This window comes from Aquiflexum balticum DSM 16537 (assembly GCF_900176595.1).
Lineage (GTDB): Bacteria > Bacteroidota > Bacteroidia > Cytophagales > Cyclobacteriaceae > Aquiflexum > Aquiflexum balticum.
The window spans coordinates 2,745,462-2,758,333 of sequence record NZ_LT838813.1; the positions used below are offsets into that span (position 1 = coordinate 2,745,462).

The 12,872-nt window shown below is 39.1% G+C and carries 7 protein-coding genes; all 7 read right to left on the bottom strand.

Annotation, left to right across the window (positions count from 1 at the left end; translation table 11 throughout):
- Positions 1 to 137 precede the first annotated feature (137 nt).
- Positions 138 to 812: an energy transducer TonB gene (locus B9A52_RS11705; protein ID WP_084120638.1), complete on the bottom strand. Its 675-nt coding sequence runs from the start codon at positions 810 to 812 to the stop codon at positions 138 to 140.
- A gap of 69 nt (positions 813 to 881) precedes the next feature.
- Complete coding sequence (locus B9A52_RS11710; protein WP_317045539.1) at positions 882 to 1,262, bottom strand: VanZ family protein; 381 nt, start codon at positions 1,260 to 1,262, stop codon at positions 882 to 884.
- 4 nt (positions 1,263 to 1,266) lie between these two features.
- The gene (gene gcvH / locus B9A52_RS11715) at positions 1,267 to 1,647 is read right to left on the bottom strand and encodes a glycine cleavage system protein GcvH (RefSeq protein ID WP_084120639.1); all 381 of its coding nucleotides are present in this window, start codon (positions 1,645 to 1,647) and stop codon (positions 1,267 to 1,269) included.
- A gap of 61 nt (positions 1,648 to 1,708) precedes the next feature.
- Positions 1,709 to 8,611 (bottom strand): T9SS outer membrane translocon Sov/SprA, encoded by a 6,903-nt coding sequence (gene sov, locus B9A52_RS11720; protein ID WP_449371667.1) that lies wholly within the window; start codon positions 8,609 to 8,611, stop codon positions 1,709 to 1,711.
- 255 nt (positions 8,612 to 8,866) lie between these two features.
- On the bottom strand, positions 8,867 to 9,466 hold the full coding sequence (gene ruvA, locus B9A52_RS11725) for a Holliday junction branch migration protein RuvA (RefSeq protein ID WP_084120641.1): 600 nt from the start codon (positions 9,464 to 9,466) through the stop codon (positions 8,867 to 8,869).
- A complete protein-coding gene (locus B9A52_RS11730) occupies positions 9,463 to 11,733 on the bottom strand; it encodes an NADP-dependent malic enzyme (RefSeq protein ID WP_084120642.1) in 2,271 nt (756 codons plus the stop codon). The genes ruvA and B9A52_RS11730 overlap by 4 nt, the downstream gene beginning before the upstream one ends.
- A gap of 21 nt (positions 11,734 to 11,754) precedes the next feature.
- On the bottom strand, positions 11,755 to 12,861 hold the full coding sequence (locus B9A52_RS11735; RefSeq protein ID WP_084120643.1) for a DUF4837 family protein: 1,107 nt from the start codon (positions 12,859 to 12,861) through the stop codon (positions 11,755 to 11,757).
- Positions 12,862 to 12,872: the final 11 nt, after the last annotated feature.

Sequence of the window (12,872 nt, forward strand, 5' to 3'; positions counted from 1 at the left end):
AAGTGATTGGGGGAGGATACAATTTTTGGTTGGTGGGCCGTGAATTCAGTGATTCAAAAACTAATTATAAAGAAAAAATACTAAAAAAATAGTTTAACAACACAAAAATAAAGGGGCGAAAGCCCCTTTAATATTTTTTATCCAAGTTTAAATCTTATTGGAAGTCTCATTCTAACCCTTACAGGTCTACCTCTTTGCTTACCTGGAGTCCATTTCGGAGCACCGCTTACCACTCTTAGAGCTTCTTCATCACAGCCTCCTCCAATACCCCTAAGAATTTCTACGTCTTGTATTGATCCATCAGTATTAACAACGAATACAACATAAACCGTACCTTCTACACCCATACGTCTAGCTTGAGTAGGGTACTTGAGATTTTTACTTAAGTAGGCATTCCACGCTGACATTCCCCCTGGGAATTCCGGTGCATTCTCCACTACATCAAATATTTCATCTGCCTTTTCTACCACAGGAGCATCGGCTATAACAACTTCTTTGATGACAGTTTCTTCTTGAACATCAACATCGAAGTTTACTTCAATTTTCTCTTCGATTTCAACCTCATCAGGTATTTCCTGAATAATCGGCTGTTCAATTGGAGGCGGTGGTGGTGGTGGTTGTTCTGTAATCGGAATGTCCAACAGTTCCTCAAAATCGTCGGTTACACTCCCAAGATCTTTCAAAGGTCCCAAATCATAGGACTTATATTCGAAAGCAAATAGGACCAATCCGACGCTAATGAGCAAACCAAGATTCAAAAACATTCCTGTTCTCTTGGTTAAATCCGCTTTTGGCGTCTTTTTAGCTTCCATGGTTGTTTTTTATAGAGTTATTAATTTTACACAATGTACGGAATAACAATTCTAGCCAATTATTTTAAATTATACAAGTTTACTTCCTGCCTTGTATAAAATAAAAAAAGTCATGAATCCGAATATTCCTCCTACTAAGTTTGCAACGATATCGTAGTAATCAAAAGTTCGATTTGGTACGAATAATTGCAAGTACTCTGCTAATATAGGAAATATTAAAACAAATACTAATAAATTAGTAATAAAATATTTCATGTTGATTAGCCTCTCTGAATTTATTGATCCTATTCTTAGCCAAAGAAAGGAAAGTGTAGCAAAGAGTATGAAATGGCCCAATTTATCCCTAACTGAAAAAACCGGGAAATTCTTAAGGGTATTTCCAGGTGTCCACAGTAGCAATGATACAATTATCAGCCAAAATAGCGCCGGAATTAACCTTTTTAACTTCAATTTTTTAGTTTCCTACCAGTTCTGAATATTCTTCAGGAGAAAGCAAGTCACTGTTTGAGATATCACCTGTGATTTTGACTTTGATCATCCAGCCCTGATCATAGGGGGACTCATTTACCAATTCCGGAGAAGATTCCAATTCTTCGTTAAATTCGATGATTTCACCATCAATAGGCATAAAAAGATCGGAAACTGTTTTGACTGCTTCAACTGTTCCGAAGACTTCTCCGGTTGCAATTGTTTCACCAATAGTTTCAACTTCTACATATACAATATCACCTAGTTCTCTTTGGGCAAATTCTGTGATTCCTATTACTGCGATTCCATCTTCAATTCTTACCCATTCGTGATCTTTTGTGTATTTGAGTTCTTCTGGAAAATTCATGTTTTGTTTCTTTTTTTTTTAAAGGATTTCAAAAATACAAGGTTTAATCAAATGTAAAAATCTATTGTGCTAAATTAAATCGTAATTGTCCACCAAAGGCTGTAGAGCTTCGTCTGAAGGCGGTTGTAACTCTCGGATCGTTGATAGTTCTGTCAAAATAGAAGGTAATGTTAAGACTTTTATTGATCACATATCCTATTGTAGGTCGAATTTGAATGTTTAAGTTTCCATTGGTTACCGTACTGCCCTCTTCTATTTTTCTTTGGATTTGACGTGTATCTACCACACGGGTGTTTATTCGTATTTGAAGGTCATTTTGTAATACCTCCTGTCTTCCCTGGATTTTAAAAGGAATTTTGACACCTGCTTTTGTATATCCAAGATCAAAGCCAAAGTCTCTGCTACTTTGTTCGGTGACTTGTGCATTGGAAAAATTCAGGCCGATATTTCTTTCAGTGTTATATTCCATTTTTATGTTCAACCTGTCTTTTGTAAGTAAATCAACTCCCAATAAAGGAGAAAATCTTTCTGATAAAACGACCTGATTGAGGATAAAAATGGGGATGAAATCACCAAATTCATTGGTCAGAGAGGCCCTGGGGAATTCTTGAATGCGATTGAACAATTCCAATCCGGATTGATAAATCAGGGAGTTGGAAAAATTGCTTACTTCATAAGTGGAGGTATACCCATGTACCAGATTTATGCTGGAGAAATATTCCTTTAATGCGGGGATTTGACTTAATCCTTTGTAATCCACTCTCCAATTTGGCAAGGGTATTCTTGGGAAAGGATTGAGGTCGATTGTATTTGCATCCCTACCGGAGTAAGCAGCCAAAAATGATAAAGCGAGAACATCCTGACCATTTATCGAATATTCGCCATCTCCTGTATTCGCTGCATTTAATCTTGATTGGATGATGCTTCTGTTTTGTTCAAAATCGGTGAAAAGAGGCGAATTATTGTTTTGATCATCTCTAGCCAATGTTGTCTTAATCATCGAATAGGTGATACTATACCCACTCATTCTGTTTGGGCTCAATGAAGCAAATGAACCTGGGTTTTCCAGTGAATTTCTAAATATTTCTGAATAATCACCTGTCTCTCTTTTTCTTGCCTCAAGCGTAATTCTAAAGTCCCTTATAGGTTCTGCAATGGCATTGATATCCAGATTTCTGGTTTGATTCTGTCGGAATAGTTGGGTGAGTTCAGTGCTGGGAGCCAGCAATCCCTGATTTGCCAAATCAAATCTGACATTTGGATCCTGGCTGCCAAAAATAAAACCAAGACCTTGATTCAAAAAGCTTCTATCCAGCCCTAACAAACCAGTCTCGGCCATATATCCGGGAAGAAATGTGCCTTCAACTATGGAATACCTGAAGTTGATATCTTTGACCATTGTGATGAATTTGATAAAACTTCTAGTGAAGGGTGTACCTATGGTGTCTTCAGCACTGACAGCTGTTCGGCCTGGAATACTTGGCCTTTTAGGGGCATTTAAAGCCCTGTATTTGGCATTTTTGTTGTACAGTTTCACAAAATCAAATTTTCCGGTCAGTGATTGGTCCCGGGTGTTTTGTATTACATTTCCAAGGGTGTCTCTTTGACCGATTGCTCCTGTTAGCCAGGTATAATTAGCAGCGTATCGGTAATCCATTCCTATCCAATCTGTAAATCCGATTTTATCTAAAGGTATTTTATAGTTTGCGTTTATTTGATGGTTGTAATTGGTGGTCCTGCCAAAATTGCGGACGTTGTTTCTTACAGAATCTCGTTTGGCTTGGGTATCCAAATCACCTTCGGGTTCATCCACGACAGCCAAAGTCCTTCCCATATAATCCACACGAAGGTTTTTGGTCAAATCCCAATTCAAGTTGAATGTTCTGTTGATAAAAAAGCTTTTTTGAAAGAAAGGATCAACTCCATCTGTTGTCAACTCGTCATTTCTGTATTGCGTCCGTATAAATCGCCTATCCACATCCAAACGGGCGGAAAAAGAAGTAGGGACAAAGTTGAAATTGATATCCCGGATCAGACTAAAATTGCTTCCCCCTAACCATTCGGAGTTTTTAAACGGTTCTAAAACAGCAGGTTTGGGTTGATACACATAGGCTATATTTCCCAGATAAGATTCGAAATCATAACTTTGGGTATTGATATTACTCTGGCGTACGGAACCATAGGCATATGAGAAGGAAAAATTACTCAGGTCATATATCCTGGTTTTTTCTTGATTGGGGTTTTTATTTTTCCGGACGTTTGTGAAGCCTATATTTCTTCGTCTCATTTGGTCCAAAACCTGACTTCTATAAAATTCCCGCTCTTCATTTGTCCTAAATTTATCCAAAGCCAATTCAAAAGGTACGTCAGGATTTAAGGGATCAAATTGCGGTTTACTGCTTGCATTTTCAAAGCTGATATACATTGGGATGCTCATGTTAAGTCCTTCCGGTAACAGCTTGTTTATGTTGACGTTGGCAGAAATGTCATATTGGGTGGCAGCAAAGGTTGCCCTTTGGGAAAGTCGGGTTTCTAAACCACCAAATCCAAATGTGCTATGTCTTACTGATGTTGAAATGGTTGCAACATCAGCGATCTGGGCATTGACAATGGCATTTGCTGCCCAACCTGAGGATTCTTTGGAACCTGTCACCCTCAATTCATTGGCCCATATACACACGGATTTGGAGGCTCCGCCGCCATTTCCAGGGTTTCTGATTCCTATCATCATTGACTGGATCAGACTTAATTCCGGTCTTCCGACTACAGTTACTTTATATTGTCTTATGTCTTCTGTAAATGCAAGATTCAAAGGTACCCTTTGGTTGTCACGACTGACCTTGACCCCTACAATTTCACTGATGGCAATGTCTATTTCATTTTCAGATGGCCAAATCTGAAGTGGGTCCCTTGTTCCTCTTGGTGTGATCTTAAGTGGAACTTCAATTTCATAATAGTTATCAGTGTAGTCCGTTCCCAACCTTAAGAATGCGGTAAGTTCCCCATCCTGAGTGTCTTCACTACTAGCATGAAAAAACATTTTTAGTCTTTCAAACTGTACCAAATCCAAAGAACTTGCATTTTTGAAAACACCCCTTGCGTCTTTGGCCTGTAAGTCTTCTACACATAGCCTTATAGACTGTTCATTTAGAACTCTTTCTACCGAAGCCAGATTGTCGCGGTCCCTTACAATTCCAGGAGGAAGGACATACGGGATTTGAGTGGCGCTTCCCTGACCATTTTCTTCAATATTAACCACATCTACATTGAAATTGGAATTGTCGGGCTCTGGTATCTCAAAAAAACCTCTTTCAAACAATGATTCCTGGAATACCCGCCATTGACTGGCCACCAACCTGAAATGGGCCATTCGGAGGACTGCCGGCTGTTCAAAATCGGTCAGGTAAGTTCGGATATAACGTATAGATTTAAATCCGGAAATATTTCCCTGAACCCTATCAGGGGTTCTGACAGGGATCCTGAATAGATACCAATCTACCTGATCTCCATTTTGGTTTGAAGTAACCTTATCAACAATATAATTGCTGCCTACTTCCATTTGGCCTGGCCTTAGGTCGATTTCATATTCATAATATGCTTCCAGTTCATTGACGGTATTGTCGCTATTCAGGTCTTCATTGTTTGGTAAGTTGCTTCCGGCAGGGGTGAAGGCAAGATTCACATTTGTAGTGATCGGAGTGTTACCTTCCATACCATTAAACTTTTTATGCCTCTCCAGAATTTTGATATCGTTATTGTCAAATTCTTCATCCAAGTAATAGTTGAAGTCATCTGCCGACGGATCTTGGGTTATAGTTTGCAAAGCATTTGGGGCAACATTTAGACGATTGATAAATCGGTCATTGAAAAATTCAGCCTCATCAGTATTTTTTAGACCATCCAATCCAACATCCTGGTTTGCTCTTGCTTCAGCGGAATTATCAAAAGCTGGTATCAAAAATTGGTCTCTTGTAATTCTTCCCCATTCTGTGGTATTGGCGGATGCAGGATTTCCATCAGCTGGAAGCCCATTTTCAAAACCATGGCGGCTGTCTTTGATGATATCTTCGGATACTTCACCTAAGTTAAATCTTAATTTGCCTCCGGTAGTATTGTTTTCATTGAAGATTCCATCTAAAACTCTCCCATTTGGACCTTCGATGAAAGGGTCAAGTAACCAGAATTCTATGAATTCAATGTTAGTTCTGTCAAAATCAACTTCAGTGGTGACTGCTCTTGTGACACCGCCATAATTTTCACGGGGATTGGGAAGTAAACCCTCAGGAGTCAGGTTAGTGTTGTAATTGTACATACCCCTCTCATGAGGGAAATAGGCCAATTCAAACAATGGCTCAGGAACTACAATTACATCCCGGTCTCTGCTTTGAAAAATTTCCTGAGGCAGAACACGCCTTACATAATGATTAATCCTATCCTCTCTTGTAATGTTTGTAGGGACTCCCGGCCCTCCTTCTCTATAAAAAACATTATCGATATTGTACCAGGCAACCCGCGCTCTCCTGTATGCATTTCCTAACCTATCTTCAGTCAATGAACTGAGATCAAATTGATTGTCGTCTGTTTTTGGAGTGGATGCCAAATTCCAAGATTGCGCTGCAGATGCACCTAAATAATAGGGGGTAATGGCCGTCTCAAAATCATCAATATAGGAAGCTTGTTCTCCATTAACCCTGTTGGAGGTTCCTGGAAGAAGCTGGGCAAATTCTCCGCTAAATTGAACAATCGATTTTTCTTTGGTATTGGTAAATGGAAGTGCATCGGCCAATTTGGTAAGGAATCTTGATTCATCGTTGAAATTAGCATCCAATCCCCACATACTGTTTCTAAGTGTTTCACTTCCCGTGGCTATTCTGGTGATATTTGGTCTTTCATTCAAATATAGGAAGGTACCTCCCAGAGTGAATTTATCACTAAAAAGATAATCAAATCTCGTTCCGAGCAAACTTCTTGTTTGGAATGAAACCAAATCAGCTTTTTCAAAATTGATGGAAATTCTTTTTCCTGATTGTAAGATCCCTTCATTAATGATATTCACCCTTCCGAAGTTATAGTCCACAGTATAATCGACGCCTTCGGTTAATGGGATGTTTCCGGCCATAACAATCACTGATCCTGGGGATATATTCAAACCAGGCAGCATGATTTCATTTGAAGACCCTGCGTTCAATCTACCTTTGATGAAAAATTTGTCATAACGGGTGACCAATTCAGCATCAGCTTGCGTAGTTCTGTATAAGGTATCAAAAACGAATTTATTGGCCAGATTTGTCTCATTGGGGAGAAACAGATTTCTTAAGGTCCTACCAAATGGTTCAAGTACAGGAAAAATCAAAAGACCACGTTCCGGAACTATAGTAATGCCCGGTATAAAGTCAAAATTACCGTCGGGAGCAGGGTCATTTTGAGGGTTTAAATTATCCAGTCCTGTTATTCGGATCAGAGGGTTATTGGCCACATTCTGCCCTTCCAACAGGGAAGGATTGTCTAAACCGGTTCTATCATCTCTATAAATTACCTGAAGTTGAAACCCATCGCTTTGGACCTGATTTGCATTTAAATTGTAAATATTTTTCATCATCAAATCCCATGTAGGAATATTGATGTTAATCCTAGCAGGCCTTAACATTTTCAGGTAAATAAGGTCACTTATGGGCCGGTTTTGGTAATCTTCAGAAAGTTCACCCACTTTATACACTTGTCCGTTAATGGTATATTCGTAGGATACAGCTAACACTTCATCATTTTGAAGCCTTCTGGAAAGTGAAACATATCCCAGTTCTCTGTTGAATATATATTCGGTAGGTGCCAGTTTTCTTGCCCCGCTCACCTGTTCGAAGTCATCTCCCCTGATCAGTCCCAACTGAGATTCAATTTCACCCGAACCTGTATCGAACGGTCTGAATGCAGGATTGGCATTCAAATTCCGAAAAAGTAAGTTGGCATCATTAGAAGCAGGAGAGCCCGGATTTCCGGTACCTATATTTGGATTATTCGGCTTATATATTCTGTTGCCTTCTCCCAAATCCATGAATGAGACAAAATTTCTTAAGGTCTCTGTATTCTGTGCACGATTCATGATATAAACTTCAACCCTAGTGATGTTTACACCGGAAAGAATCTGGGGAAGACCCCTAAGCCATCTTTCATAATTGTCACGAAAGAAATGTCCCAAAAAGAAATGCCTGTTTTCATCATAGGCGGATCCTTGGATTTCAAATTGTCTTCCCTGTCCTCCGCCTTCTATCACCAATTCATCTCTACGGCCTCTTTGGGTAGAGGCAACTCCTGTCACGAGCAGTTTGCCAAATTGCATTTGGGTTTTGACTCCAAAAAGATTTTGAGCACCTTGAATCAGACTGTTTTGAATAGGCATACTTACATTGCCAATTTCAATTGACTTGATAATATCCTCTTGAAAACCCGTGTATTCTACTTTTAGCTGATTTTGAAAATCAAAAGAATTATTGGAGTCAAAATTTGCCCCAATCTTCATTTTTTGTCCCAAAGTGCCGATTACCGACATCTGAATCTGTTGGTTAAAATTGAAGTTGCCGTTTTGTTGCTGACGGATGGGGATGGCAGGATTATCTATCCTTCTGAATATGGCGCCAAGGTCAAGATTGACAAATCCTGTAGGGATAATGTTGATTTCATTTCCCCCAAATATCCTGTCGAAGCTCGGACTGGTTGTAATCGGTGGTATCAGATTCCTTCCACCAACAGGGCTGTCTCCATCCAAACCTTTTGATCGGCTTCTCCAATATTCTTGCCTTACCCGATATTCCTGAATCTTTGAAAATTCATCAAAATCATAGACCTGTCCTGAATTAACCTCATTGGAATCCAACTGTTCCCTTACCCTATATCGGACAACAGAATCCATCTCCACCTGAATATTTGATTCCGTGGGATTAAATTGATAAAATGGGGAGTACTTGGGCAAAAATTGATTTTGCTGCGGAAAAAGAGGATTCGTATTGAGATTTTGCCATAGCAAAAAAGAAGGGAGCATTCTCCTTTTGTTAAGAGAATCCAATCTTACATTGAGGCTATCAGATTTTCTATCTTCCTGACTAATTGAATCTGGCAAAAAGGTAAAAAATGACAACGTCAATAGAAGACCTATTGATAGCAGGTTAAATCGAGCGCCTTTTTTTGAAAAAAATTGCGGATACAAAGACAGTTAGGTTTGTAATGATTATGGGTTTTTTAAAGATGCTTTAATTAATTCTTCCAAAGAAATTTCCGAAGCAGATTTTTTTAAAACTGCGGCAATATTTTTTTCAGCAGCAAGTTTGGGGAATCCTAAAGTCAATAATGCTTGTAACGCTTCTTCTTTGATTTTATTGCTGGTTTTCCCAAAAGCGGATGACTGAATTGGAGAACTTCCTGATGCTTCTTTTGTGATTTTGTCCTTTAATTCCAAAATTATTCTTTGGGCAGTTTTAATTCCTACTCCTTTCACATTTTGAATAGTCCGGACATCTTCTTGGATGATAGCGTGTTCCAATTCATCAGAACTCAAAGATGAAAGAATCATCAAAGCTGTATTCGGACCTACTCCGGAAATTGAAATAAGATTCAAAAAAAGTTTTTTTTCTGATTCTTCTTTAAAACCATAAAGGGTGTGTGCATCTTCTTTGATATGTTGAAAGGTGAGGAGCATAATCTGCTCCTCATCTTTGATCTGTGTATAAGTCTGTAGGGAAATTTTCACTTGGTATCCCACTCCCGAAATGTCAATGATGACAAAAGTAGGATCTTTGTATGCCAACTTACCTTTTAAATATGCAATCATTTTAATTCCTGGGTTTGGGCATCAACTACAGCCACGGCAACCATATTGATTATTTCTCGAATAGAACTACCAAGTTGTAATATATGTACTGGTTTATTCATTCCCAAAAGTATTGGTCCAATTGCTTCAGCATTGCCAAGTTCTGATAGCAGTTTGTAGGCAATATTTCCCGAACTCAAATCCGGAAAAATCAAGGTGTTGGCTTTTTTTCCGATTAAATCACTGAAAGGGTAATTCCCGATTTGAATTTCTTCATTTAGGGCAACATTAGCCTGCATTTCTCCTTCAATCACCAATTCCGGAAATTTAGCCTTGGCCATCAAGGTGGCTTTGGCAGTTTTTGATGCTACATCACCTTTTGCAGAACCAAAATTAGAGTATGATAGTACGGCAATTCTGGGTTCTATGTCAAAAAATTTAACTCCGTTTGCAGTGAGTCCAATTATTTCAACAAGCTGGTCAGCAGTCGGGTTAACATTGACTGTGGTATCCGAAAAGAAGAAAGGGCCTTTCGATGTATTCATGATATACATGCCGGCAACCCGGTCAGTTCCTTCTTTTACTCCGATGACCTGCAAAGCGGGAAGAATTGTTTTGGGGTAATCTTTGGTCAGACCGGATATAAGGGCATCTGCTTCTCCCAACTCCACCATCATAGCTCCATAGTAATTTCGGTCTTTCATCAAGCGATGACACTCTTGAGGAGTAAGACCTTTCCTTTTTCTTTTTTCAAAAAGAATATCGCCAAAATGTTTTAATTTTTCTTCATCCAAGTAAGGGTCAACTATTGGTACTCCAGTCATATCTAAATTATTTTCCTGGATCAGGAAATCAATTTTCTCTTTATTTCCCAAGAGGATTGGAATCGCTACTTTTTCGTCTTTTAATACTTGTACAGCTTTTAGAATTTTAATATTGTCGGCTTCAGCAAAGACCACACGCTTAGGATTTTTCTTGGCCCTTGTAACCACCCTTAGCATTAGCCTTTGATCAATTCCAATTCTTTCCTGAAGTTCTAATTCGTAAGCTTCCCAATCCAAAATCATTGTCTTTGCTACACCCGAGTCCATAGCTGCTTTGGCCACAGCAGGTGCTATCGTTGTGATCAATCTTGGATCTAGTGGCTTGGGAATGAGGTAAAATTTCCCAAAGGTGATTTTATTATCTCCATAAGCTTTATTGACAATTTCCGGTATGGGCTCCTTTGCCATAGCTGCTATAGCTTTTGCAGCAGCGAGTTTCATTTCTTCATTTATGGAGGTGGCTCTTACATCCAGTGCACCTCTAAAAATGTAAGGAAAACCCAGAACATTGTTTACCTGATTGGGATAATCTGATCTTCCCGTGGCCATGATCAAGTCATCCCTTGTTTCCATAGCCAAATCGTAGGCTATTTCAGGGTCAGGATTGGCCAAGGCGAAAACAATTGGATTTGGGGCCATTAAATTTAACTGATCAGGAGTTAAAATATTTCCCTTGGATAGTCCCAGGAAAACGTCGGCTCCTGTCATTGCTTCAGTAAGTGTTTTTACATTCCGTTCAGTGGTGAATTCTTTTTTGATGTCATCCAAGTCATCTCGGTCACTTCTGATAGCACCTTTGCTATCGCACATTACAATATTTTCCTTTTTTACCCCCAGGCTCATGTAAAATCTGGTACAAGAGACGGCGGAAGCTCCGGCTCCGTTTACTACGAGTTTGATTTCATCAATTTTCTTACCGGATACTTCCAAGGCATTCAAAAGGGCCGCTCCTGAAATGATCGCTGTACCATGTTGATCATCGTGCATCACAGGGATATTCATTTCTTTCTTAAGTGTTTGTTCTATTTCAAAACACTCAGGAGATTTTATATCCTCTAAATTTACTCCCCCAAAAGTGGGTTCTAAAGATTTGATTATTTGGATCAGTTTCTTAGGGTCGGTTTCATCAATTTCGATATCAAATACATCTATCCCAGCAAATTTTTTAAACAAAACACCTTTTCCTTCCATCACAGGCTTTGATGCTTCTGGCCCAATATTCCCCAATCCCAATACGGCTGTTCCATTAGAAATTACCGCCACCAGATTACCTTTTGCGGTGTATTTATAAACTTTTTCTTTGTCATCAGCAATTTCCAAACAAGGTTCAGCCACGCCTGGAGAATAAGCCAATGCAAGATCCAATTGGCTGGATAAAGGTTTTGTAGGAATAACTTCAATCTTCCCGGGCTTTCCTTGGGAATGGTAATTTAAAGCGTCTTGTTTTCTGATTTTAATAGCCATAAATGGGTTACTGTTAATTTTTTAGCCTCGTTTGTTTTCTTCGGTCAATAGTTCAGTTGATAAAAGAACTGTCTCAATTTCGCGTATAGCTTCTCTATGGGCCTCATTTGGATAATATACAAATCCCTCCATATAGTAAAGTTTCCCTTTTTCTTCATCAATGATGACATAAGCCAAAAAGGAACCTCCCATGCTCAGGTTATTTGTTTTCCACCCGCCCCTTATCTCTACTGCATAATTATTTTTGATTCTAAAATTGCGGAATACCGGAGAAGGATCAACCCGTTCAATAGTGAGGAATGAGTTTTTGTTTTGAGGGTCACCATAGATGTGCATTTTGGTAATTTTATTTCTCAGTTCTAATATTGATTCCGGAAAAACCTGCTCTTCGGAATTATAGTCCGTGGAATAGAAAAACATGCTGATATCCGCTCGGTCTGTTCTGGGAGTAGGCTGTCTAAGCCATAAAAAATCATTTTCGGATTTGACGATTTGGTACGAGGCAGGAACATTGACACTGAGTCCCAACTGTTCACCTGCGATTTTAGCACCGGAGCTTTTTCTGCTCAACAATATTTTTTCCATTCTGGCTCTTTCTCGGACCTGAAAAAGATTCTGGAGCTTGCCTTTATTTTGCCTGATATTTTTTATCAATTCTTCTTCATTGTTTCCAAAAAGGTATACTACTTCCTGTCCCTGGGCAAATTCATCTGCCGTTCTCAGAAAATAGAGATCGGGATCTGCAGCAGCTTTCTCTTTAGCTTCTTTACTAAATAAGGCATTGATATTTTGGCTGGCTGATTTTCGGTCGTCAAATGTGGTGACATAAACAATGTTGGTAGCCATTTTCAATATTCTGGTCATACCTCTTGGGTCGATTTTCCTGATATCAAACATACTCTCATACCTGATGAGACCGGGCACGTCCTCTTCAAATACATCTCTCAACGCATCTCCAACAGGACCTTCCCATTTGGTGGAATCTATAACCAAAATGATTTCACCAATGGAACCTCTGGCTTTAGGTTTGGTGGAAGAGGAACCCCCTTCACCTTCTCCACAACTGAAAAGTATATTTGATCCAATAATAAAGATTATTGGTAGGAATAAATTTCTTAGATTTTTCATAATAAATTAGT